Annotated in this window: 23 protein-coding genes, 1 tRNA gene and 2 pseudogenes; 10 read left to right on the forward strand and 16 right to left on the reverse strand. The window is 37.1% G+C overall.

All coding sequences use genetic code 11. The annotated features are described in order from the left end of the window. Nucleotides 1-36 precede the first annotated feature (36 nt). On the forward strand, nt 37-468 hold the full coding sequence (locus VB713_RS14325) for a heavy metal-responsive transcriptional regulator (RefSeq protein ID WP_323312191.1): 432 nt from the start codon (nt 37-39) through the stop codon (nt 466-468). 171 nt (nt 469-639) lie between these two features. On the opposite strand, the gene VB713_RS14330 is transcribed toward VB713_RS14325, so the two are convergent. From VB713_RS14330 to VB713_RS14345, 4 genes are read right to left on the reverse strand one after another with little or no spacing between them, the layout of a single operon-like run. Beyond that, a complete protein-coding gene (locus VB713_RS14330; RefSeq protein ID WP_323312192.1) occupies nt 640-867 on the reverse strand; it encodes a hypothetical protein in 228 nt (75 codons plus the stop codon). Then, a complete protein-coding gene (locus VB713_RS14335; protein ID WP_323312193.1) occupies nt 868-3147 on the reverse strand; it encodes a heavy metal translocating P-type ATPase in 2280 nt (759 codons plus the stop codon). A 54-nt stretch (nt 3148-3201) separates the two neighbouring features. Continuing rightward, nucleotides 3202-3396: a heavy-metal-associated domain-containing protein gene (locus VB713_RS14340; protein WP_323312194.1), complete on the reverse strand. Its 195-nt coding sequence runs from the start codon at nt 3394-3396 to the stop codon at nt 3202-3204. Nucleotides 3397-3422: 26 nt separating this feature from the next. Continuing rightward, nucleotides 3423-3584 (reverse strand): hypothetical protein, encoded by a 162-nt coding sequence (locus VB713_RS14345; RefSeq protein ID WP_323312195.1) that lies wholly within the window; start codon nt 3582-3584, stop codon nt 3423-3425. A 138-nt stretch (nt 3585-3722) separates the two neighbouring features. On the opposite strand from VB713_RS14345, the gene VB713_RS14350 reads away from it, so the two are divergent. The 6 genes and pseudogenes from VB713_RS14350 to VB713_RS14375 all read left to right on the forward strand — a co-directional run bounded on the left by VB713_RS14350 (nt 3723) and on the right by VB713_RS14375 (nt 8716). Next, the gene (locus VB713_RS14350) at nt 3723-4505 is read left to right on the forward strand and encodes a DUF1963 domain-containing protein (RefSeq protein ID WP_323312196.1); all 783 of its coding nucleotides are present in this window, start codon (nt 3723-3725) and stop codon (nt 4503-4505) included. Between the two features lie 293 nt (nt 4506-4798). Further along, on the forward strand, nt 4799-6826 hold the full coding sequence (locus tag VB713_RS14355) for a P-loop NTPase fold protein (RefSeq protein ID WP_323312197.1): 2028 nt from the start codon (nt 4799-4801) through the stop codon (nt 6824-6826). Between the two features lie 163 nt (nt 6827-6989). Further along, the gene (locus tag VB713_RS14360; protein WP_323312198.1) at nt 6990-7271 is read left to right on the forward strand and encodes a type II toxin-antitoxin system Phd/YefM family antitoxin; all 282 of its coding nucleotides are present in this window, start codon (nt 6990-6992) and stop codon (nt 7269-7271) included. Then, on the forward strand, nt 7264-7587 hold the full coding sequence (locus tag VB713_RS14365; RefSeq protein ID WP_323312199.1) for a Txe/YoeB family addiction module toxin: 324 nt from the start codon (nt 7264-7266) through the stop codon (nt 7585-7587). Before VB713_RS14360 ends, VB713_RS14365 begins: the two co-directional genes overlap by 8 nt. A 142-nt stretch (nt 7588-7729) precedes the next feature. Further along, nucleotides 7730-7837 (forward strand): annotated as a pseudogene (locus VB713_RS28270) (tRNA-dihydrouridine synthase family protein); the annotation flags it as partial. 621 nt (nt 7838-8458) lie between these two features. After that, a complete protein-coding gene (locus tag VB713_RS14375; RefSeq protein WP_323312200.1) occupies nt 8459-8716 on the forward strand; it encodes a hypothetical protein in 258 nt (85 codons plus the stop codon). Nucleotides 8717-9046: 330 nt separating this feature from the next. On the opposite strand, the gene VB713_RS14380 is transcribed toward VB713_RS14375, so the two are convergent. The 6 genes from VB713_RS14380 to pstS all read right to left on the reverse strand — a co-directional run bounded on the left by VB713_RS14380 (nt 9047) and on the right by pstS (nt 13869). Beyond that, nucleotides 9047-9117: transfer RNA gene (locus VB713_RS14380), tRNA-Cys, on the reverse strand. 98 nt (nt 9118-9215) lie between these two features. Further along, nucleotides 9216-9818 carry a chromophore lyase CpcT/CpeT gene (locus VB713_RS14385; RefSeq protein WP_323312201.1) on the reverse strand — a complete coding sequence of 201 codons (603 nt, stop codon included), beginning with the start codon at nt 9816-9818 and terminating at the stop codon, nt 9216-9218. Between the two features lie 167 nt (nt 9819-9985). After that, complete coding sequence (pstB, locus tag VB713_RS14390) at nt 9986-10765, reverse strand: phosphate ABC transporter ATP-binding protein PstB (RefSeq protein ID WP_323312202.1); 780 nt, start codon at nt 10763-10765, stop codon at nt 9986-9988. Nucleotides 10766-10790: 25 nt separating this feature from the next. Next, complete coding sequence (gene pstA / locus VB713_RS14395; protein WP_323312203.1) at nt 10791-11672, reverse strand: phosphate ABC transporter permease PstA; 882 nt, start codon at nt 11670-11672, stop codon at nt 10791-10793. Nucleotides 11673-11691: 19 nt separating this feature from the next. Next, a complete protein-coding gene (gene pstC / locus VB713_RS14400; RefSeq protein ID WP_323312204.1) occupies nt 11692-12693 on the reverse strand; it encodes a phosphate ABC transporter permease subunit PstC in 1002 nt (333 codons plus the stop codon). A gap of 144 nt (nt 12694-12837) precedes the next feature. Beyond that, nucleotides 12838-13869 (reverse strand): phosphate ABC transporter substrate-binding protein PstS, encoded by a 1032-nt coding sequence (gene pstS, locus VB713_RS14405; RefSeq protein WP_323312205.1) that lies wholly within the window; start codon nt 13867-13869, stop codon nt 12838-12840. A gap of 697 nt (nt 13870-14566) precedes the next feature. On the opposite strand from pstS, the gene VB713_RS14410 reads away from it, so the two are divergent. Beyond that, nucleotides 14567-16366: an aspartate kinase gene (locus VB713_RS14410; protein WP_323312206.1), complete on the forward strand. Its 1800-nt coding sequence runs from the start codon at nt 14567-14569 to the stop codon at nt 16364-16366. Nucleotides 16367-16777: 411 nt separating this feature from the next. Further along, on the forward strand, nt 16778-17587 hold the full coding sequence (locus tag VB713_RS14415; RefSeq protein ID WP_323312207.1) for an SDR family oxidoreductase: 810 nt from the start codon (nt 16778-16780) through the stop codon (nt 17585-17587). A gap of 193 nt (nt 17588-17780) precedes the next feature. On the opposite strand, the pseudogene VB713_RS14420 reads toward VB713_RS14415, so the two are convergent. From VB713_RS14420 to VB713_RS14445, 6 genes and pseudogenes are all read right to left on the reverse strand, one after another. Then, nucleotides 17781-17947, reverse strand: a pseudogene (locus VB713_RS14420) (Fe-Mn family superoxide dismutase); the annotation flags it as partial. 252 nt (nt 17948-18199) lie between these two features. Further along, entirely contained in the window at nt 18200-18553 is a 354-nt protein-coding gene (locus tag VB713_RS14425) for a phage holin family protein (RefSeq protein ID WP_323312208.1), read from the reverse strand. Between the two features lie 119 nt (nt 18554-18672). Next, the gene (locus VB713_RS14430; protein ID WP_323312209.1) at nt 18673-19953 is read right to left on the reverse strand and encodes a hypothetical protein; all 1281 of its coding nucleotides are present in this window, start codon (nt 19951-19953) and stop codon (nt 18673-18675) included. Nucleotides 19954-20000: 47 nt separating this feature from the next. Further along, nucleotides 20001-20600 carry a tRNA-(ms[2]io[6]A)-hydroxylase gene (locus VB713_RS14435; RefSeq protein ID WP_323312210.1) on the reverse strand — a complete coding sequence of 200 codons (600 nt, stop codon included), beginning with the start codon at nt 20598-20600 and terminating at the stop codon, nt 20001-20003. A 45-nt stretch (nt 20601-20645) separates the two neighbouring features. Continuing rightward, the gene (locus VB713_RS14440; protein ID WP_323312211.1) at nt 20646-21590 is read right to left on the reverse strand and encodes a DUF4351 domain-containing protein; all 945 of its coding nucleotides are present in this window, start codon (nt 21588-21590) and stop codon (nt 20646-20648) included. A gap of 135 nt (nt 21591-21725) precedes the next feature. Beyond that, on the reverse strand, nt 21726-22496 hold the full coding sequence (locus VB713_RS14445) for an SDR family oxidoreductase (RefSeq protein ID WP_323312212.1): 771 nt from the start codon (nt 22494-22496) through the stop codon (nt 21726-21728). A gap of 165 nt (nt 22497-22661) precedes the next feature. Here VB713_RS14445 and msrA point away from each other — a divergent pair, with 165 nt between their 5' ends. Next, nucleotides 22662-23327 carry a peptide-methionine (S)-S-oxide reductase MsrA gene (msrA, locus tag VB713_RS14450; protein WP_323312213.1) on the forward strand — a complete coding sequence of 222 codons (666 nt, stop codon included), beginning with the start codon at nt 22662-22664 and terminating at the stop codon, nt 23325-23327. Nucleotides 23328-23386 lie beyond the last annotated feature (59 nt).

A 23386-nucleotide genomic window follows, 5' to 3' on the forward strand; every position in this document is an offset into this window, starting at 1 on the left:
GTAATAATAACAACAATAATAATTTAGGAATCTGTTATGTTAACGCAGAATAAACAACAACTTTTAATTGGTCAGGTAACAGAACTAAGTGGTATTTCAATTCGTACAATTCGCTATTATGAGAGCGTAGGTTTAATTCAACCATCAGGAAGGACAGAAGGTGGTTTTCGTCAGTTTTCTGCTGATGTCTTAACTCGGTTAGCTTTTATTAAAAGGGCGCAACATTTAGGTTTAAGTTTGGAAGAAATTCGAGAGATTTTACAAGTTTATGATCACGGACAGCCTCCTTGTGGTGAAATTCAAGAAAAGTTGCAAGAAAAGCTATTACAAATAGATAATCAAGTTGAACAATTGTTAACTTTGCGGTCAGAAATAAAGGGGCTACTTTCAGGTTGGCAAAGTATGGAAAGCCAACCCCAGGAAACTATTTGTCCTATTATTCAAAATAATTATAAAAATCCGATTTAAGTTTTGAGATTTTCTCATAATTAGGGCTAGGAATCAGGAGTCAGGAGGAAGAATTAGAAAGAAGTAAGAATAGTTTTGAATCTAGTGAAGTACAAAATCATCTGCATTTATCTGCGTCCATCTGCGTTTAATTATTACTGCTTGTACCTCACTTGAATGGAAATTGCTATATTAATTTGGTGCTGCTTTTGATTTACTGAAGACAAACCACCAAAGTTCTAAGCCAATTAAACCTAAACCTGATACTGTCACCACAACTTTTACACCTAAAGGTTGTTCAATTGCATGAAATTGATTAATTTGCTGTGAATGAGAATTGGCCATTTCTGCTGATGCTGGGCTTGATGTCAATAACACTAAAAAAATAAGACTTACCCAAAGGATTTTTTTATTTAACATTTATTTGATTCCTGGTTGAAAATTACGTAATCTTAAAGCATTTGTGACTACAGAAATAGAAGATAAAGCCATCGCTGCACCTGCGATAATGGGATTGAGTAACCATCCAAAAATAGGGTAGAGAATACCAGCTGCTACAGGAATACCAATGATGTTGTAAATAAAAGCAAAGAAGAGATTTTGCTTGATATTATTGATAGTGGCACGACTAAGTTGGATAGCGGTGACAATGCCTTGTAAGTCTCCAGAAATTAAAGTAAGATCACTAGCTGCGATCGCCACATCTGTGCCTGTACCAATGGCTATACCCACGTCTGCTTGGGCTAAAGCTGGTGCATCATTAATTCCATCCCCTACCATAGCGACGATTTTAGACTGGGGATTTGCACCTTTATTCGCCAGTTCTCCATTTTGCAATGACTTGACAATAGCCACTTTTTGATCTGGACGGACTTGGGCAAAAACTTGGGTAATACCGACTTGTTGGGCGATCGCATCGGCTGTGAGGCGATTGTCTCCAGTTAACATTACCACTTCTAAACCTAATTTCTGTAATGCTTGCACAGCAGCGGCTGAGGAAGGTTTAAGAGCATCGGTAATACCCATAATTCCTGCTAATTCCCCATCAACAGCGATTAAAATTACCGTTTTACCTCCAGATTCCCAACCAACTTGATACTTTTCTAGAGAAACTGTATTCATCCCCAATTCTGTTAACCAGGTTTGTGTGCCGATTTGCACCAGATGATCATTGACAATTCCCTGGACACCACAACCTGCTATAGCAACAAAATCCTCAACTTTCGCTAAATTTACCTCTTGGGATTCTGCGTACCTGACTACTGCTTCAGCTAGGGGATGCTCAGAATTTTTTTCCACAGTTGCCACTAACTGTAATAATTCCAGTTCATGATGATTATCTGTACCTTTGACAGTGGCAAAATCTGTAACTGTGGGTTTACCTTGAGTTAAAGTCCCCGTTTTATCAAAAATAATAGTTTCAATTTTGTGAGCTAATTCTAAACTGTCAGCACCTTTAATTAAGATGCCATTTTCCGCACCTTTACCAGTTCCTACCATCACAGAAGTAGGGGTAGCTAAACCCAAAGCACAAGGACAAGCGATAATCAACACACCCACCATCGTGATGATAGACAGGGTAAAGTTACCCATAAAATTAAACCAGATCACAAAGGTAAAAATAGCGATCGCAATTACAGCCGGCACAAACCATCCCGTTACCTGATCTGCTAACCGCTGAATGGGTGCTTTTGAACCTTGCGCTTCTTGTACTAACTTAACAATTTGCGCCAAAAACGTATCTTGACCCACTCTAGTAGCTCTAAACTTAAAACTACCAGTCTTATTCATTGTTGCCCCAATTACCTCATCTCCTGGCTGCTTTTTCACAGCCACACTTTCACCTGTTACCATTGCCTCATCTACCGTTGAAGCACCATCAATGACTTCCCCATCTACAGGAATCTTTTCTCCAGGACGCACCAAAATCTCATCATTAATTCTCACTTCCCCAATAGGAACATCTATTTCTACCCCATCACGGATAACTTTGGCAGTTTTAGCTTGTAATCCCATCAATTTATGGATAGCTGCTGAAGTTTGTCCCTTAGCACGATGTTCAAAAAACCTTCCCAATAGAATTAACGTGATCACCATTGCAGCGACTTCATAATAAACATGAGGTTGCAAACCTTGGGCAATAAAAAACCCTGGAAAAATTGTCACAACTAAAGAATACAAATAAGCTGCACCTGTTCCCAAAGCAATTAATGTATCCATCGTTGCTGTACGGCGTTTTAGAGACTTCCAACCATTGCGGAAAAAAGACCCACCACACCAAAACTCCACAGGTGTAGTCAAAACCAATTGCAACCAAGGATGATGAAGAAAATCAGGAATAAAAGGTAATTTTAGTCCAGTCATCATGGGGAAAGAACCCACAAATAGGAAAATACTAATTACACCTCCTACCCAGAGTTTAAGTTTCAATTCTCGTTCTTCTGCTAACTGAATTGCTTTTTGAGTATCATCTTCATCTGGTTGTGCCGATAGCGAAAAAGACGAGTAACCCGCAGCTTCAATAGCAGCTTGAATTTCCTCTACATTAGTTTGTTGAGAATCATAATTAATAGTTGCTTGCTCGGCACCAAAATTAACATTGCTATCAATTACGCCAGGAACAGAAAGTATTGCTTGTTCAATATTGTTCGCACAGGAAGCACAACTCATGCCTCGGAGTTTAAGTGTGAGATTATCCATATTACTACCTTTGAATAATTTGAAAATAGGGGGATTTAAACCCCCATAATTTAGTTAAGCAGGAGGATAGCCAGCCGCAACTAAAGCTTCTTTAATTGCTGTTTCTGATACTTGAGTATCTACATTGACAAGCTTGGTTTTTGGATCAGCCTCAACAGTGGCGTTAGTATCAATAGCTTTAACTGCATTGGTAATATTGGTTGCACAAGCAGAACAAGCCATTCCGGGAACTGTAAGTTTAATTGTCATAGGTTTAAATGAGTGAGTGCAAAAAATTAAGATTTAGCTAGATACAGTTGCTGTAATTTTTGAACTGGGTTATTTGGCGTTTTGATGATATCTTGAGATAAGTTATAAATTTGTGACTGAGTAGCATTTTGAGCGGCATTGTCGGTTATCATCTGCTCAGAAATGTTGAGGGCAGTTCTGCCAAACATTAGTAATTTGTTTAGCTTTGTTGCTAAATTTCCGGCTCAGAGTTATTTGTATATTCATCCTAGACCCTCTAGTTGGCTAGAGAGTCAACATCTTTTTGGATATTTATTTTAAAAAACACAAAACTTTACCCTTTTGATATGGATACTCCGCAACTTTTGCGAGATTTACCTTCTAAATTTGAGCCACTGCGACTGTTTCTAGAGTCACAGTTGTTGTCTTATATCAAAATCAGCAGCCAAGAGGTTGGCCAGCTAAACGAGGATTCAACAGGAGATCCTCTCAAACTTTGGCAAAGCAAAATTGGTGGCAATCCCTATCTGCCACATGACTATGAACATCCGCGCGATCGCATCACTGGAGAAATTATGCCGTTGCTGATGCAAGTAAACTGTGCAGATGTACCCCAAATTGCTGGTTTTGATTTTCCGCAGCAGGGAATTTTGCAATTTTACCTGGGTTATGACGCAGCGATGTCTGAACTCAGCCCAGAAGTATGTCGCGTCCTCTATTTTCCAGAAGTTTTGGCAGTTGAAAGTGATTTAGTCACAGACTTCAGCTTTATCGACAACGAAGATACTCTCCGCGACTATTCAGAAATTTACGCCTTAGAGTTTTCATCTGCTCAAGAGGTGTTTTGGTATCCTCGCCATGAGGAGATTCAGCCGCCTGAAGCACTGGCAGACCTCTATGAAGAATTTAGTCTAGAATTTACTGAAGATTGCTCTGGCGATAAGCTGGGAGGATTTGCGGATACATCTTCTTGGGATGTTGGAGCAGCCACGGAAGGCGTAAAGGGTCGATTGTTGCTAGAACTTGGGCAAACATTCTTCAATGGCGAATTTTTTTACTTTTTTATTGAAGATGCTGATTTAAGAAATCGGGATTTTAGCAAAGTTGAATTTCGGATCATGTTTACTTAAAAATTGGGCGTTTCTGAATTTGAGGTATGAAAATTTAAAATTCCATTTCTCAAATTCTTACTCTTTGCGCCTCTGCGTGAGACAAATTCATACTTTCATTTACCAACGCCAAAAATTGAACACTCTTCATCTATCTCTATGTCCCAGATATCGCTCCCCTAATCACTTCTTCAAAACCTAACTTTCAGTGATCTTGTGCGATCGCTTTCTGCTTAGTGATATGACAAAAACCTTAGCTCTAGCACCTTCTTTGAGCGTGTTACAAAATTGACATTTACAAGGTGAGGAAGATTATGAATTTTAAAGTAAAGATTTTGGGACTTTGTAGTAAAATAATTAACCAATACTTGTTTAATCAAAAAAATACCAAGGATATTTATACTATGACAGACATTAATCAATATGTTACAGATTATTTGGATTATTACTGCGGTTTAGAAGATTCGCCAGGATTTGCTGTTTTACTAAAAGGGGAATGGGGTTCTGGAAAAACATGGTTTATTAAGAAATATCGGGAGAAATTAGAAGCAGAAATAAAAAAAGATGAATATCAAATTATTTATATTACTCTTTATGGAGTAAAGAATATAGATGATATAGCATATATATTTTTAGAGCAATCAATCCCTACTTTAGCATCCTCAAAGTGGTCTAAGCTGGGATTTAATTTTATTAAACTTATTTTAAATAGCCAGAAAATTGATTTAGAGAAATTAAAAATAGATTTTTCTAAATATATTGTCAATAACAAGAAAATTTTAATATTTGATGACCTAGAACGTTGTCAAATAGATATTAGTAATATCATGGGATATATGAACTACTTTGTAGAACAGCAAGGATCGAAAGTAATTATTATTGCTAATGAAGATATAATATTTGACAACTACAAAGACACCAAAGAAAAATTAATAGGTAAAACATTTAATATTGCTCCTGACATTGATAGTGCATTAAACGGTTTCATTAAAAATATTGAAGATTCAGATATTCAGAAATTTCTTATAAAAAATGCTGAATTTATAAAAACATTATACGGACAAGCAAAATGTACAAATTTAAGAATACTCAAACAAATCATTCTTGATTTTGAGCGAATTTATGAAAAATTAGATAAAGAAAAAAATAAGCAGGAAGTTCTACAAGAAATTATTAAAGTGCTAACAATTTTTTCTATCGAAATTAAAATGGCAAATTTGCAGCCAAAAGATATTAACAAATTATTAGATGCACAGGTGGAGATACAAGCTAGGAGAAATACAAATAGAAGAAATGGTTCTTTTTCTGAAGAAAACTCAGATGTACAAGAAGATAAAAATAACCTTCAAGAAATATGTGATAAATACTCCTATTTACAAATATATGATCCATTTCCTAGTGCGATATGGTGGGAAGATTTTTTTGATAAAGGTATTGTTAATAGTAAAGAATTAAATAAAGAAATTGCAAATAAATACTATCTTGACGATAACACGCCTAATTGGTTAAGATTATTTTACTTAAATGGACTTAATGATGATGAGTTTGATAAATATCGTGAAATTGTAGAATCGGAATTTAATAACAGAGAATACAAAGATATATCAATTATAAAACATATTGTTGGATGTTTCTTATATTTCTCCAATAATGGGTTATATGTCAAAGCTAAAGAGGAAATTCTGAAAGATGCAAAGATTTATATTGATGATTTAATTACTAACTTAAATAGTAATAATCAATTGGAAGTTTTAGAATTGATTAATGAAAATAATCAAGATAGTTCCGTTAATCCTATATCTAATAGTGATTTTAGACTAGGCTTTTATAGTCAAGAGATCCAAGAATTTAAAGATTTTTATAATTATATTGATGAAGTTCTCAATAAAAAATTGTCTAATCCTCAATATATGGGTAATTTAGCTCAGGAACTACTAGAAATCATGAAAAATGATGTTAAAGAATTTTATAGTATGATTTGTATTCAGTCCCTTACTAATAAAAAAATAAGACGCAAATATGATGAAATACCTATATTAAAATACATACCACAGCAGAACTTTGTAGAAACACTTTTATCTATGAAATATGATAATAAAAAATATGTTTTCTGGGCATTAAAAGAAAGATATAAACAAATTGATGTTCATTTTTATCCAAAATTAATAGAAGAAATAGAGTGGTTAAAAATGGTTCAAGACCTACTGCTTAAAGAAGTTGATAAAAGACAAGGTAAACTAAGTGGCTATCAACTTAAAGAACTTATTGATAGAAATCTGTCTAAAGCAATAAGCACATTAGAAGATATACAAATACAACAGATTAATAAATCAGTGAATTAAAACTTTAGTTAACTATCCTAGCACTAATACAATTCTGGTATAACCTGAGTTATAACCTAAATTTTTATAACATTTTGCTAATACAAAGTTTTTAAAATTAATTTGAGTGCAGATATTTACGCTATATTGTACAATATAGTTGTACAACTTCTGAAAAAAGAGAATGTTAAACAAAGAAACCACATACTCTCAAGCAAGGTTGAATTTAGCAACTATCTTAGATCAGGTGTGTGACCAACGGGAAATTGTAGTAATTAAACGTCGTAATGAGAAAAATGTGGCGTTAATTGCCGAAGATGAACTTTCCAGCTTACTAGAGTGTGTTTATTTATTGAGATCACCTGAAAATGCTAAACGTTTATTTCGAGCTTTAGAATGGAGTGAAACAGCAATGGAAACTCCTCAAACAGTGGCTGAATTAAAAGAGGAGTTAGGAATTGAGTAGTAAGAAAAAAAAGCTAGATACTCATAATGAAGAAAAAGAATTATCTGGTTATTTTCCTATCTTCAGTCCTGATTTTAAAGCAGATTTAGCTTGGTGGTATAATCATGATAAGAAAAAAGGGGATAAAATACTAGATTTAGTAGCGGATATTCTTGATGGTCAACCGTTTACAGGCTTAGGTAAACCTGAACCTCTTAAATATATTGCTCCTGATACTTGGTCACGACGGATAGATTTAGAACATCGTTTAGTTTATAAAGTCACAGAGAATAAAGTGTATTTTTTACAAGCTCGCTATCATTATGAATCAGATTAAAATCAAAAGACAAAATTCTTCAACACTTACGCAAAATATCTCTTAAACTCTCATTTCTCTGTGTCTCTGCGCCTCTGCGGTTAATTACTCCGTAAGTCGTCCGTAACTCCTATGAATTACTGATTTTTTTATCAACTTCTTTATGTCCCAGGTATCGCCGCTCCCCCCATTGCTTCAGCCAGACCTACCATTAACCGCTCTTGCGCCCATGCAGGATGTGACAAACCTCTGGTTTATGAAGGTCATTGCCTGCGGCTAATGCGACGGGTGCAGACTGAAGTAGAACTGTTCGATCTGTGCGATCGCATTCTCCTGACTGAAGGAACAAAAACTTTAGCCCTAGAACCCTTCTTACTGTCCGTTCGCTGATTTTGAGCCGAAAAGCCTGCTAATAATATAAGGACGGGCAGGACTTGTACTGAGCTTGTCGAAGTATGCCCATCCCACAAGATTGGATCATCTTTTTTGTGGAATTCTCTTAGTGTTAGTCATGTGTCTTCAGAGTCCATTCATTTGCCTTAGTTTTCAGATAAATTAGATAAACAAATACATTAATTCCTCGCTATTTACAGAAATCGTAGTTAATGCTACATACAATCGTATAAACCGTAGTTAATATTAGAAAAATATCGCACTAGAAGAAAAAATTAAGAACAACCCTTTTGTTCTTGTTCATCTTCATATCTTGCGGATTACCGCATATAGGAGTCTATCTTCAACAGTAATTTTTCTGCAACTAATAGCAAGTAGTAAAACTACGTAGTCGAATAATCTCATCTTTTAAAGCATTAAGTTTACCCCAAAAGATTGAGGCAGGTATGATCACAAACCTGTCATTATACGCAATAAGATAAACGCAAAGGAGTTTACCATGCATCGACAAATGTGCTGGTTATCTAAGTCTGGTAGTGATGGAGAAAAAATATTGCATTTGCAGACTTCACTTGGACAACCTTGGCGGCCTTACACAGCTTTTCCCCAATTTTCAGTACCAGATTATCAAATACCCGGTGGTTCTAAGGGCTGGGCAACTTATCAAAAACTGTTAAAAGCAGGCTGGACTTTGGTACATAATGCACGGGCTAATGAGTTCAGCAGCAACTATACAGAGTCAACAGTAGATAATTAATAGCCTCTGGAATAGCTATCACCAAGGGAATCAGCTGCTCCTTCTAAAATACCATCTTCTGTCAGTGATAATTCAATGGGAGGATTCCAGACTTAGGGACGCATCTCCATCACTCCTAATACTGCTTTCTCCAATATTAGCCTCTGTAAATACGTTACTTTTTGTCAATTGCTTCTACTAGACTGGCGCTCTAGAGATAATTTGTAAATTGGCGTACTTTCTGTATTTTTACCCCAAAATTACCCCAAAAAATTTGGGACGAGTATCATACCCGTCCCTTTTCTTATAACTATGAGGCTTGAATTACCTGGTTTTAGGTTGTTTTTCTAAAGGCGACACCCGGATTTGAACCGGGGGTGAAGGTTTTGCAGACCCTTGCCTTACCACTTGGCTATGTCGCCGGACTCACAATTACTAATATTACCACTATTTTCGCTCAATTGCATCATCTGGCTGAAGAAAATTTTATGGACAGGCCAGATACCTGTCCTACGGTGATTCAGGAGTCAGGATTTATTTTGACTTCATCGGCAAAGTTGCCCCAGCGGACAAAGTAAAATGGCCCAGCGACAGAACCCCAGACGTGTTCATCAGTTTCGGGATTGCGTCCTCTGTCGCGGCTAATGAATTTTTCACCGTCAATTTCAAAATCACTATCCAAATAGGTTGTTTGCCCGTTGCGGACGACTATGCAGCCCTTTCCCGGCTCAACTGTGCCTTTGAAGTGACTACCAGCCCACTCTACGATCATGTTACAACCAGAAAGTTTTTCCAAGCGATCGCTCGTTAACTTCTGCAAACGTCCTAAATCACGGGATGCACCAAAAAAGTCTTTTTCGTCTTTAACAGTATAGTTTTCAATGTGGATTTTATCCCCTACAGTCATCAACTTCAATACCCGTAACCGATAGGGGTCATTGAGCATATAGTCATAAGCTTGTTCTACAAACAAACTCACCCCTGATAACAGTGAGTAAGGTAAGGGACGCATACATACACGAATATGGGCAAAAAAAGCCGGATTCTCAAACACTTGCGCTTGGTTGCTAAAATCAGCAGCCATCCACCGGGCTAAAGTGGCAATATCTGTAGAATGAGTCATAGCAATTTTGGATTTTGGATTTGATACACATTGGCTAATTTTAAACCTCGGCGTGTCACTGGGACAGTCCTGAGTGTTGAGTAACGTAGATGCTTCTGTGGCCTTCCTCAGAATGCGCTGAGTAAAAAGTAAAATTAATTCGCCAAAATCCAACATCCAACATCGAATTAACCAAAACGTCCAGCTACATAGTCACGGGTACGACTATCTAAGGGGTGATGAAAGATTTGGCCTGTAGCCCCAAATTCCACCATTTGTCCAATGCGACTTTCATCAGTGCTAAAGAAAGCAGTAAAATCAGAAACGCGGGTCGCTTGCTGCATATTGTGGGTGACAATAGCGATCGTTAACTCAGACTTCAAGCTGTGAATCAATTCTTCAACTTTCATAGTCGCAATGGGGTCAAGGGCTGAACAAGGTTCATCCATTAGCAAAACTTTCGGTTTCACAGCCAAAGCACGGGCTATACAGAGACGCTGTTGCTGTCCACCAGAAATACCTAAAGCTGATGTATGTAGCTTATCTTTGACTTCATCCCAAAGTGCTGCACCCTGAAGGGCAGATTCGACAATTTCATCTAATTCTACTTTCGGACACCTACCAGCTATTCTCACACCATAAGCAACATTCTCATAAATACTCATCGGAAAAGGATTTGGTTTTTGAAACACCATGCCAATTTCTCGACGGAGACGATTGATATTGATACGAGGATCATAAATATTTTGACCAAGAAATTCTACTTTTCCTTCAACTTTTACTTTCCCTTCTAATTCACTAATGCGATTTAGAGTCTTAATGAAGGTAGATTTACCACAACCACTAGGGCCAATAATTGCCGTTACTTGGTTTTTACAGATATCTAGTGAGATGCCTTCAATAGCTTTAGAAGTGCCGTAATAAAAACTCAGATTTTTGACTGTGATGGCTGGAATTAGGTTACTCATGCTCAGATAGTATGCACAACATTTTTTACTTGATCCTACTTTTGCTAATAATTACGCGAGAGAGAAGGCTGAAAAACAAAACTAAGCTCAGTAGAATTATTGAAGTAGTCCAAACTAATTGGTTTATTTTTGGGTCAGGATTGTTGTAGAGGTTAAAAATTAATACGGGTAAAGAAGCTGTGGGACTCAATAAGCTATCCGACCAATTTTGACTAAATAAAGCAGTAAAAATCAGTGGTGCTGTTTCACCCGCAGCACGGGCAACTGCCAGGGAAATTCCTGTTGTAATTCCGGGTATGGCCGCAGTCACAACAATGCGAAAAGTCGTTTGGAAGCGAGTTCCTCCTAAAGCCGCAGAAGCAAGACGTTGTTGTGTAGGAATCAGTTTTAAGGCTTCCTCTGTAGTCAGTGTAATAATTGGTAGCATGATTACAGATAAAGCAAAGCCACCCGCAAAGGCACTGAACTGTTTAGTTGTTAATACTATCAAACCATAAGCAAATATACCAACAATAATCGAAGGTACACCTGTGAGAATACTGGCTATAAAACGTACAAAATTAGTGATTTGGTTAGTTTGACCAAATTCTGCTAAAAATATTCCTGTCATTATGCCGACAGGAATGCTCAATATCGCGGCAATACCAACCATTGTCAGAGTACCAAGAATGGCATTAGCAAATCCATTATCAATGACTGGCTTCAGCAACATTTCTAGATTGAAACCCGATATTCCCTTGCTAATAATTTCCCACAAAACTGAGAATAAGGGAATTAGAGCTAATGCACTTAAACCAAAGGCCAGTACATTCATTGCAATTGCAAATAGTCGTCTCTCAGCTGGTAAAGGATTATGCAATTCCCCAGCTAGAGATTTATCTATTTCTGAATTTAGATAACGGCTCATATTAATTTTAAATCTTACTTTATTTATTTTTATTGCCAACCAACTGCACTAATAATACAGCACCAATATTGACCAACAAAGTTACAGCAAAAAGAATCAAACCTAAATAAGTTAATGCTCCAATGTGTAATCCTGGTTCTGCTTCGGCAAATTCATTAGCTAAAATAGAGGGAATTGTATAAGCTGGATCAAGTAAAGATAAACTGATTTGGGCAGAATTACCAATTACCATTGTCACTGCCATTGTTTCTCCCAAAGCACGGCCTAGAGCCAGCATAGCTGCACTCACCATTCCTGAAAAACCTGCTGGTAACAAAACCCGAAAAATAGTTTCCCAACGAGTACTACCCAAGGCCATAGACGCGCTACGTAATTCTTTGGGTATGACCATTAATACATCACGAGAGATTGCTGCCATTGTCGGCAGAATCATAATAGAAAGAATAATGCCAGCAGTTAACATATTATTTCCGGCTGGATATTCTGTATTAAAAATTGGGATGAATTTAAAGGTACTACCTAACCATGCTTCTAGGGGTTCTATAAAAGGAATAAATACAAAAATACCCCATAAACCGATAATGACGCTGGGAATAGCAGCAATTAATTCTACAATAAAAGCTAAGGTACTTCTGACGGAACTTGGCAAAAAGTCTTCACTCGTCACCAAAGCGACTGATATGCCGACTGGTATAGTTAATAAAATTGCGATCGTACTACTTACCAAAGTTCCATAAATATAAGGTAATGCTCCAAATATCTGATTACCTGTATCCCAATCTTGTTCCCACAAAAAGCCTAACCCAAATTTTACAATAGCTGGTTTTGCTTCTAAAAAAATTACCCAACTCATTAGAAATAATATAGCTACAGTAATTATGGAAAAAAGATAAACTAGCCATGTAAATCCTTGATCGAAGTGAGAAACCATCCCTCCATTAGCTTTCAAATCAATACTCTCAGCACTTAAATTCAATTTATCTGATGAATTATGATTATTTGAGTTGAATAAATTTGCCATGAGAAATTATGAAAATAATTGCATAGAAATAGAGTGGGCTATGCCCACCCTTAAAAAACACAGTCAAAACAATTCGTAATAATGCTTTTGTTACACTAGGATCACTACGAATTCAGTCGTTATTTTGCCTTAAAATACGACAAATTACTTGACTGTGCTATTTACTGTTTGTAAAACACGATTGACAACATTGCTAGGAATTTTGGTGTAGTTGAGGTCATCGTTATATTGTTGACCATCTGTAAGTACCCAGTTGATCCATTTTTTGATCGCATCAGCTTTAGATGGATTGGAATAATTTTTATAAACCATCATCCAGGTCAGACCAACAATAGGATATCCTTGTCCTGGATCTCCAATAAATACGCGGTAGTTATCTGGAAAAGTAACTGTTGATAAAGCTGCATTTGCAGATGCTAAAGAAGGAGCAACAAATTCTCCTTTTTTATTTTGTAATTCTGCTGATTTTAGTTTGTTTTTAGTAGCATAGTCATATTCAACATAACCAATAGAACCGGGAGTACGAGATACTAAAGCAGCTACACCAGGATTGCCTTTCCCTTTGAGGACATTTTTGAGAGTCCACTTAGGAGCAGTATTAGCTCCAATTCTGCCTTTAAAGTAACCATTAATGCTACTTAAATGATTAGTGAAAATAAATGTTGTGCCACTACCGTCAGCACGGACTACAAATTTAATTGGCTGATTTGGTAAGTTCACACCAGGGTTATCAGCTTTAATTTTAGCATCGTCCCAATTGGTAACTTGTCCAGCAAAAATCGCTGGTAATGTAGTGCGAGATAATCTGAGTTTACTAACACCAGGTAGGTTGTAAACAACTGAAACAGCACCACCTGCTGTGGGTACTAAGATGACACCATTTTTGACTTTAGCTATTTCACTATCTGTCATTGCGGCATCACTACCACCAAAGTCAACTGTTCCGGCTATGGTTTGACGAATACCACCACCACTACCGATTCCTTGGTAGTTCACTTTCAAGTCGGGATATTTTTTCTTAACTTGTTGAGAATACACTTTATAAAGAGGAGCCGGAAAAGTCGCTCCTGCCCCCTGAATAGTTTGTGCCTTTGCTGCAATTGGACTTAGTGCAACAGCCCCAGTTACTAATGAAGCGGTAACTACACGATTAAAAATATTGGTCAAAAAAGTCATACTACCTCTAATTTAAGGAATATTTTCCTAATGCAACTACAACCTTCAATAAGGGTGATTCTTGATGGTTAATTTAAATTAAATGAATGTTGAAGAAAAGATTAACTTTTAGTTAAAATTACTTATATGATATCCAGTATAGCAATCCTATTTAATTCTCAAAGGGTTTGAAGATAAAAGCCTGGTTGGATATGGTAAAAATTTCAAAAAATCGAACAAAAGATGAAAAATAGGAAAAACAAATACTGAATTTTTTTATAGGAAGTGTGCAAATAATTAAAATTTTTATATGATTTTGTTAATTAGTTATTGAGGAGAATGAAGATATTTTATACAAATAAGTTTTAAGCTTTTATATCAAAAATTATTTTTTATTTTTTGAGAATCTACTTACGGAGATACCGAAACACATCTAAATTTTATTGACAAAATAACGTTTTAATGTATAAACGAAGAAGTACCAATTTATCGTTTGATTGATTTTTGCAGAGTCATAGTAATGGACTAGAGTATTGTCAATCTAAAAATGACGGGTTTAGTCGCTAGGTGCGTCTTACCAACTCAAAAATATAAATTCTGGTTTGTGCATTGCTTGTGACTAGCATAGCGATCGCTGTTTCTGTTAATTTAATCTAAATGAAAGGCTTCCCGGTGGAGGCGTTGACGAAAATAAGCATAATTGATTAAATTTAAAGTTATGGCGCTCATAGTTCAGAAATACGGTGGCTCATCTGTTGGTTCAGTCGAACGTATTCAAGCTGTTGCCCAGCGAGTTGATAAAACTGTAAAAGCTGGAAATTCCGTTGTAGTAGTAGTTTCAGCGATGGGGAAAACTACTGATGGACTCGTGAAACTAGCTAATGGTATTTCCAAAAGTCCTAACCGTCGGGAAATGGATATGCTGCTTTCCACCGGGGAGCAAGTTACTATTGCTTTACTGAGTATGGCGTTGCAGGAAATCGGACAACCAGCAATTTCCATGACTGGCGCTCAAGTAGGAATTGTTACCGAAGCTGAACATACCCGCGCCCGGATCTTACATATTGAAACCGATCGCTTGCAGAGGCAAATTAACGCAGGTAAAGTGGTTGTTGTGGCAGGTTTTCAAGGCATATCTAGCACCGGAGATATGGAAATTACTACTTTGGGACGTGGTGGTTCTGATACTTCTGCGGTGGCTTTAGCAGCAGCATTGGGTGCAGATTTTTGTGAAATTTATACAGATGTGCCAGGGATATTGACTACAGATCCCCGGATTGTTCCAGAAGCCCAGTTGCTGTCAGAAATCACCTGTGATGAAATGCTGGAATTAGCCAGTTTAGGGGCTAAGGTGTTGCATCCCCGTGCTGTGGAAATTGCCCGCAATTATGGTGTGCCTTTGGTGGTACGCTCAAGTTGGACTGAGCAGCCGGGGACTTGGGTGACGACGCAGAGAACTCAGGAGCGATCGCTTGTCAATTTAGAATTAGCGCGTCCTGTCGATGCTGTAGAATTTGATAGTGATCAGGCAAAGGTATCTTTGTTGCGTGTCCCTGATAAACCAGGGGTAGCTGCCCGATTATTTGGCGAAATTTCCCGTCAAAATGTCGATGTCGATTTGATTATTCAGTCAATTCATGAAGGTAATACTAATGATATTGCTTTTACTGTAAATACACCTATTCTAAAACGAGCAGAAGCAGTTGCAGTCGCTATTGCCCCGGCATTAAGAAATCAACCAAACTCAGACGAAGCAGAAGTAATTGTCGAAAAAGATACTGCAAAAGTCAGTATTGCCGGTGCAGGAATGATTGGCCGTCCTGGGGTGGCTGCAAAGATGTTTGCTACCTTAGCGGAGGCTGGTGTGAATATTCAAATGATTTCAACCAGTGAAGTTAAGGTGAGTTGTTTGATAGATGCGGCAGATTGCGATCGCGCTATCATTGCCCTATGTAAAGCCTTTGAAATCACCGCTTCCCCTGCCAGTCCTACATTACCTGCTATCCATGCTACCGCCGTTCGTGGTGTCGCTTTAGATATGAATCAGGCACGTTTGGCAATTCGTCAAGTTCCAAATAAACCAGGTATGGCAGCGAAATTGTTCGGTTTATTGGCAGGGTATAACATCAGCGTAGACATGATTATTCAATCCCAACGCTGTCGTGTGATTGATGGTGTCACCTGTCGGGATATTGCTTTTACAGTGGCTAGAATGGATGCCGAAAACGCCCAACAGAAATTAACCCAAGTAGCAGATGAGTTAGGATGGGGTGAAGTAGTCTTGGATAATGCGATCGCTAAAGTGAGTATTGTTGGTTCGGGAATGGTTGGACAACCAGGTATTGCCGCAAAAATGTTTACAGCCTTAGCTGAAAATAAAATCAACATCCAAATGATTGCTACTTCAGAAATTAAAATCAGTTGCGTTGTCGGACAAGATGAAGGTGTGAAAGCTTTGCAAGTTATTCACGCAGCATTTGATTTAGCTGGTAGTGAAAAATTTGTAGTTCCAGCATAATATTGGGTGATTTAACAATAAAAAAGATCCCCGCTTTATCAATTAAAGTGGGGATTTGATAGTTTTATAGTTACTATTTGCAATTGTCTAATACCAAATTAATATGAAGCTGCATAAAATAAAATTCTAAGAATAATTGACCGCAGATAAACACAGATAAAGATGTATTAATCAATGAATTTCAGGATTTCGTACATCCTCACATAAAATTGGTATAAGTCTATAGACATATATATTTAATATGCCTTTTGATGGAAGATCGTAATCATAAAATTATGTAGCCTATTACATAACACTTACTCAAAAAACTCAATTTTATTTCTCTGTGTCCTCTGCGGTTCGTTTTAAAATTGAATTTTCCAGACTTATAATATTGAACAAATCAAAAATAGATTATCAAAGTAATCAAATATGAACCGATTAAAAGGCAAAAATGCCCTCATCACCGGTGCAAGTTCAGGTATTGGACAAGCGATCGCAGTTCGTCTGGCACAAGAAGGTTGTAATATTGCCATCAACTACCGCAAAAGTCCTGCCGATGCGGAAGATACCAAAGAAATGGCTTTGCAAAAAGCCTGTGCAGATATCGAAAATTGTGGTGTTAAATCGCTGTTAGTCCAGGGTGATATTTCTCAGGAAGAAGATATTATCCAAATGGTAAACACCGTGATTGAAAAATTTGGCAGTCTTGACCTTCTGATTAATAATGCCGGTATTCAAAGTGAATGTCCATCCCACGAAGTCAAAACAGAAGACTTTGACCGAGTAATAGGAGTAAATCTGCGGGGTGCTTACCTGTGTGCGCGGGAAACAATCAAACATCTGCTAGATCAAAATCGTTCCGGGGTGATTATCAATATTTCTAGTGTTCACGAAATTATTCCGCGACCAATGTATATCAGCTATTCTATCAGCAAAGGTGGCATGGCAAACATGACTAAAACACTAGCTTTGGAATATGCCCATAAAGGTATTCGGGTTAATGCTGTAGCACCTGGGGCGACGATTACACCTATTAATGAAGATTGGACTGAGGACTCAGAAAAAAAAGCTGTTGTAGAAAGTCATATCCCTATGGGTCGTGCTGGCACTTCTGAGGAAATAGGGGCAGCAATAGCATTTTTAGCTTCTGATGAAGCTGCATATATTACTGGACAAACTCTGTTTGTAGATGGTGGTTTGACGCTGTATGCAGATTTTAGGGAAGCTTGGTCAGCTTGAAAAATAATATCAAGTTGGGCTAATTTTAGGTAAATAAACGTCAGCATTCAGCCGTCAGCTAATGCCTAACGGCACGCTACGCGAACAGCCAAAGAAAGAATTGATAAGCATAAAGAATTGTTGATTACTGATTTAAGTCTCCTCAATTCAAAACCCATAAAACCTGGTTTTAGCTGACTGCTGACTACTATTTTTAAGCTTGTTGGCGTGAAGCTTGGGCGCGTTTGTTAATCTCCGGCCAGTTAACTACATTCCACCAGTTATTTAAATAGTCAGCACGGCGATTTTGATATCTCAGGTAATAAGCGTGTTCCCAGATATCATTAAGATGGGGTTATCTTGATTTGGTGTAGAGGTCAGGGGAAACGCATCTTATCAATAAGGACAATTGAATCTCAATAACGACCTATAAATTCGCATTAATGCCTCCTTATTGACAATACTTTAATCAATCACCATGACTCCAAAAAAATCAATCAAACGATAAATTAAGATTTCTTCGTTGATACATCAAAATTGTATTTTGTCAAGATAATTTAGATGCGTTTCCCCTGTAGAGGTAATTTGCAATTGTCCTTGAGGGTTTTGCATTAAAAAATTGCTCATTTTTATTCATGTAATTGATTCTACAAGTCTTAATAGAATTGAGTTAATAATTGATAGAGTGATTGAACCTAGTAAAGCACTCCAGAAGCCATACCTTAATCTAAAACCTGGTACTATTGCTGCTGCCAATGCAAAGATAATGGCATTCAAAATAAAAAAGAAGAAGCCAATAGTGAGAATAATTAATGGTAAGGTAAACAATGTAAGAATGGGCAACAAAATAGCATTTAAAATCCCAAAAACTATGGCAGAAATTGCCGCCTTACCAAAATTATCTATTTCAATGCCCAAAAATGGCAATCTAGAAATAATCAAAAAGCTCACAGCAGTCACTAGCCAGGTAAGAATAAGTCCTGTCATAAATCATCATTCCTCTCTTTTTTTAACCATAATGAGCTATTTGATGAAAAATTACATCTATATTAAGTACAATATTAGAGCAAAGGAAGCTTTTGGAGAATAGCTTTGCTAGTATTTTGTTAATCTCCAGCCAATCCCCAAATTTTAATTGATCTGTCAATGCTGTAGCTGGCAATGAATTCATAATCGTTGCTCATAGCAATATAACCAATTGGTGCGGTATGCCCCTGTAATGTACATAGTTGACTGTTTAACGCTAAATCCCAAATGACTATTTCGTTATTATCTGTGCAGTAAATTAAAATTCGGCCATTAAAACTCATGAGGCAGGGTGCGGTTCCAGAAGAGGTATACATGATGCAATCGCTCAACAATTCCCAAACACACACCTGATTTTCTCGTATCCCGCAAGCTAAGACTTGCCCATCAGAACCAATTGCAAGTGAATGCACTGTTAAAGCAGGGAGATTTTCTAACTGCTGAACAAGATTTCCTGTCTCAAGGTTCCAGATTTGCAGCATACAGTATTTTTGCTGCTTGAAACGTGCGACTAGAAATTTACCATCTGGGGTAAATAAAAGCGGTGAAACAGAATTAAGTAAATCCTGAATTTCTGAAGTTTTCCATGATGGATATTGAGTAATTAAAGCGAAATCTTGAAATTGATAATAAAAATGACGAGTGCGAGTTTCATAATTCCAAACTCCAAATTCTCCGTTTCTACCGACGGTAGAGCCAATTGCCAGGAAAGGATTTTGCGTTGGGCAAGCAGTGAAACAGTGAGGATTAGGTATTATAGTATGAATAAAATAATCGGGACAATCATCATTAATTAACTTGTGTGTCTCTGTATCTAATACCCAAACTAAGTCTTGAAAACTGATGACTGATACCTTCCCATTTTTACCTAACCTAAATTCATGAGCAGTGCCTAACTCCAAATTTCTTCTTTGCTGCCCTGTTTTTAAATCCCATACATTAACAAAAGAATACTTGTAATCTAAATCCCAATAGCAAATTAGAGTGTTGTTGTAATCTGCAATTGCAAAATAATCTGGATGACGTTGTTTTAAGTTAGAGTAATTTGAATTAAAATCAAAATTTGTTAATGTATGTAAGCATTGGATTTTTCTAAATGGGAGATAGTTCCATATACCTTGCCTAGCAATATCCTCATGGCAATCAGATAACAGCAAAAAAGCTGATTGCCGCACTTCTCTAATGTGATCATTTAATGCCTGAATTATTAACTCAATACCTGCCTGTCCATACTCAAAGGCATCTAAAAGAGCATCTACTTTTTGTTTTGTAGAATTGCTTTGTAATCGACAGCAAATTTTTTCTAATTCTCTCTGAGTTGTAATAGGAGAAGCAGACAAGCTGTGTCTTTCAAAATTCATTTTTAATCATAAAATGTCAATAGTGAATCCAGTATAATATAATGGATTTAACTATGAATCCTTGGTTCTGGGTGTAAAGTTGCTAATATTTCACTTTCCACAATGGCTAATTCATCTAATCGCTTCATAACTTTTTCTCGGTCAAAATAAGTATCTGCTAAAACCCAATATGTTCCAAAGTGTCGCGCTTCTGATGCCATTAAACCACGATAAAATTGAGCTAATTCTGGTTCTGGACAGTTTGCAGCTAAAAGTCCCAAACGTTCGTGGCTGCGTGCTTCAATTAAACCAGTTAAGAGTAAATTATCTAAAAACTGCTCTGGTTCTTTTCTTCTAACCTGTGTTTTTAAACTTGCACCGTAGGGAGGTGCTGATAAAGGTGCTAGGGGAATATTGCGACGTTCTAGCCATTGATTGACTAGTTCAAAGTGTTCTAGCTCTTCCCGTGCGATCGCAGTTAACTCCCTGACCATTTTAGTATTAGAGGGATAACGAAACATAAAATTCAACGCCACACCTGCTGCTTTGCGCTCACAGTGGGAGTGATCAAGTAAAATTATATCCAAATTTGCGATCGCTTGCTCTACCCAAGCATCACTGGTAGGTTGTTTGAGAGCATTGATAGTTGGTAATGGTGAACTCAGCACAGAAAGAATAACTCCAGAGTAAAAAAAATTTTAATTGTCAACTACTTAACGGTTAAGATTATCAAACCAACTTTGCAAATCTTCTGCCGTTGAAAAATCTAATAACGCTTCTCCTAAAACTTCAAGATTTTCAACTGTTAATTCTCTAATCTGAGTTTCAGTTTGAGGAGTAATTTTACCTAATTTGCGCTTAATCAAACGAATAATTAAATTTTTTTCTCGTTCAATACCCTGCTCAATACCCTGCTCAATACCTTGCTCAATTCCCTGTTTCATCCAACTGGTTACAATTTGCATAACCTTCTCCTGTTCTTCTTGTTTAAAGGAACCTAAGTTTGTTTGAAATATTTGTTCTTCCGATTGATTGAGCTTCAGATAAGTATCAATAAAACCTGAAATTAATTGCATTTTTGCGGGATTTAATTTTAAAGTCACTAATAATCGTAAACATTCTGCTTTAACTTTTGGTCTATCGGTTGCAGCTATATTCATTTTCGACATTAAAGCGGAAGCGACTGGATTATCACGATTCAAGAAATCTCGCCAATTTAATTGATTGAGTTGAACAACTCGGTAATTAAATTTCAAAACTTCAAAGTCAGGAAAGTTAATTTGATAATTACTGATAGCTATTTTTTTGGGATTGCTATAGGAAAAAATAACAATCGGATAAATGGGTAAATCAAATTTCTCATGTAAACGAGCGAAATAGCGAAACATTCGTTTATCAAATCTGGAACGTGAAGTAGATTCTGCTTCAATATGGATCAGAAAAAAAGAACGTTCTTCTCGAAATTTTACCTGAGCTATCAAATCTGTTTCATACTTTTCTCCAGCGGTAATATCTGTAAATATCTCCTTATCCAATAAGGTAACAGATTCAGGGTCAATATACTTAATAAGTTCTGGGAAAAAAAGTTCTATAAACTCGATGAAAAATGTTGAAATTAATTCCTTAAACAAGCGGTCATGATCAATATTTTCAGTCACGAGTTTCTACTGGCTTTTTATTGTAGATGTTTCTATCAAAATCAAATTATTTCAGTATAACATAATATTCATCTGATATCAAAGTAAATAGTAATAAAATTACCAGAGATATTCAGAAGTTGAAGAGGCTAATTTTTATATTCGTCGATTTACTAAAGTAGCACTAGCTTGGTCAACTGGCATGACAATAACTTCGTTAATATTGACGTGAGCAGGTCTGGTGGCACAGAAAAATATGACATCAGCTACATCATCAGCGGTAAGAGGAGTAAGACCTTCATAAACCTTTTTTGCCCGCTCTGTATCACCATGAAATCGGACTTGACTAAATTCTGTGTCTACCATACCAGGGTCAACAGAAGTCACCCGCACCGGAGTTCCTAACAAGTCTTGTTTTAAACCTTCAGAAATAGCTTTAACAGCGGCTTTTGTTGCACAATAAACATTACCACCGGGGTAAGTTTGATGTCCAGCTATAGAACCTAGATTGATGACATGACCACGACCACGGGCAACCATTCCTGGTACAATATGACGGGTGACATAAAGCAAACCCTTCATATTAGTATCAATCATTTCTTCCCAGTTTTGAACATCGCCTTCATGAAGCTTATTTAAACCGCGACTCAAACCAGCGTTGTTAATTAAGATGTCGATATTTGACCAATCGGGAGGTAAATTAGAGATTGCGGATTCAACAGACGAGCAACTACACACATCAAGTTGCAATAAATGGATTTTGTCAGCGGTAATATTTAAATTTTCAGCTAACTCCTGCAACCGTTTCCAACGTCGTGCCGCTAAAATGAGTTTTGCACCTGTAGGAGCGAAAATTTGAGCGCAAGCTGCACCAATTCCACTACTAGCACCTGTAATTAAGATAATTTGATTTGCAAGGGAAAGCATTTTTAGTTATGAGATCATTTGTATGGGCGTATTTTTGCACCCATTAGTTATTTTGACACCTTAACAGACAAATTTCCTCAACACCAAGCATATACCTGACATCGTACCGCCAAATTATTTACAATAAATAAGAAAAGCAAACATTTATAAATGTAATCAAAATCAATGGGAATATTTGGATTTGGTAAAAAATCGGGGATGCCTACACCTGAGCAAGCTTTGCCAGGAAGAACAGAAACTATGCCTGTACCCGCAAAGCATCACGTCAACAGTAATCCCCTTAAGCCTCCTTTTCCTGAAGGTTTAGAAACAGCAATGTTTGGCTTAGGCTGTTTTTGGGGTGCTGAACGGAAGTTTTGGCAACTAGAAGGAGTTTACACCACTGCTGTTGGTTATGCGGCTGGCTACACACCCAACCCTACCTATCAAGAAGTATGCAGCGGTATGACTGGTCATAATGAGGTTGTGTTAGTTGTTTTTGACCCGAAAGTAGTTAGTTATTCTCAATTGCTGAAGGTATTTTGGGAAAGCCACAACCCCACACAAGGGATGCGTCAAGGTAATGACTCTGGTAGTCAATACCGTTCCGGAATTTATGTCTACTCTCAAACGCAAAAGCAATTAGCAGAGGCATCACGGGACGCTTATCAACCGGCTCTTAATGGTGCAGGTTATGGGCAGATTACCACAGAGATTTTAGATGCACCTGAGTTTTATTATGCTGAAAATTACCATCAGCAATATTTAGCCAAAAACCCAGGTGGTTACTGTGGTTTAGGTGGTACTAATGTTGCTTGTCCTGTGGGTGTTGCTGAAGCTCCAGTAAGTTAGATAGTACCGAGTACTGAGTACTGAGTGCTGAGTAACTCCATACATAACTAAAGTTAGGG

Origin of the sequence: Anabaena cylindrica UHCC 0172 (assembly GCF_034931625.1) — a bacterium.
Lineage (GTDB): Bacteria > Cyanobacteriota > Cyanobacteriia > Cyanobacteriales > Nostocaceae > Anabaena > Anabaena cylindrica_A.

Excerpts from the sequence above, each read along its gene's own strand:
- VB713_RS14325 (WP_323312191.1), top strand. The coding sequence starts at position 37 with ATGTTAACGCAGAATAAACAACAACTTTTAATTGGTCAGGTAACAGAA.
- VB713_RS14330 (WP_323312192.1), bottom strand. The coding sequence starts at position 867 with ATGTTAAATAAAAAAATCCTTTGGGTAAGTCTTATTTTTTTAGTGTTA.
- VB713_RS14335 (WP_323312193.1), bottom strand. The coding sequence starts at position 3,147 with ATGGATAATCTCACACTTAAACTCCGAGGCATGAGTTGTGCTTCCTGT.
- VB713_RS14340 (WP_323312194.1), bottom strand. The coding sequence starts at position 3,396 with ATGACAATTAAACTTACAGTTCCCGGAATGGCTTGTTCTGCTTGTGCA.
- VB713_RS14345 (WP_323312195.1), bottom strand. The coding sequence starts at position 3,584 with ATGTTTGGCAGAACTGCCCTCAACATTTCTGAGCAGATGATAACCGAC.
- VB713_RS14350 (WP_323312196.1), top strand. The coding sequence starts at position 3,723 with ATGGATACTCCGCAACTTTTGCGAGATTTACCTTCTAAATTTGAGCCA.
- VB713_RS14355 (WP_323312197.1), top strand. The coding sequence starts at position 4,799 with ATGAATTTTAAAGTAAAGATTTTGGGACTTTGTAGTAAAATAATTAAC.
- VB713_RS14360 (WP_323312198.1), top strand. The coding sequence starts at position 6,990 with ATGTTAAACAAAGAAACCACATACTCTCAAGCAAGGTTGAATTTAGCA.
- VB713_RS14375 (WP_323312200.1), top strand. The coding sequence starts at position 8,459 with ATGCATCGACAAATGTGCTGGTTATCTAAGTCTGGTAGTGATGGAGAA.
- VB713_RS14385 (WP_323312201.1), bottom strand. The coding sequence starts at position 9,818 with ATGACTCATTCTACAGATATTGCCACTTTAGCCCGGTGGATGGCTGCT.
- pstB (WP_323312202.1), bottom strand. The coding sequence starts at position 10,765 with ATGAGTAACCTAATTCCAGCCATCACAGTCAAAAATCTGAGTTTTTAT.
- pstA (WP_323312203.1), bottom strand. The coding sequence starts at position 11,672 with ATGAGCCGTTATCTAAATTCAGAAATAGATAAATCTCTAGCTGGGGAA.
- pstC (WP_323312204.1), bottom strand. The coding sequence starts at position 12,693 with ATGGCAAATTTATTCAACTCAAATAATCATAATTCATCAGATAAATTG.
- pstS (WP_323312205.1), bottom strand. The coding sequence starts at position 13,869 with ATGACTTTTTTGACCAATATTTTTAATCGTGTAGTTACCGCTTCATTA.
- VB713_RS14410 (WP_323312206.1), top strand. The coding sequence starts at position 14,567 with ATGGCGCTCATAGTTCAGAAATACGGTGGCTCATCTGTTGGTTCAGTC.
- VB713_RS14415 (WP_323312207.1), top strand. The coding sequence starts at position 16,778 with ATGAACCGATTAAAAGGCAAAAATGCCCTCATCACCGGTGCAAGTTCA.
- VB713_RS14425 (WP_323312208.1), bottom strand. The coding sequence starts at position 18,553 with ATGACAGGACTTATTCTTACCTGGCTAGTGACTGCTGTGAGCTTTTTG.
- VB713_RS14430 (WP_323312209.1), bottom strand. The coding sequence starts at position 19,953 with ATGAATTTTGAAAGACACAGCTTGTCTGCTTCTCCTATTACAACTCAG.
- VB713_RS14445 (WP_323312212.1), bottom strand. The coding sequence starts at position 22,496 with ATGCTTTCCCTTGCAAATCAAATTATCTTAATTACAGGTGCTAGTAGT.
- msrA (WP_323312213.1), top strand. The coding sequence starts at position 22,662 with ATGGGAATATTTGGATTTGGTAAAAAATCGGGGATGCCTACACCTGAG.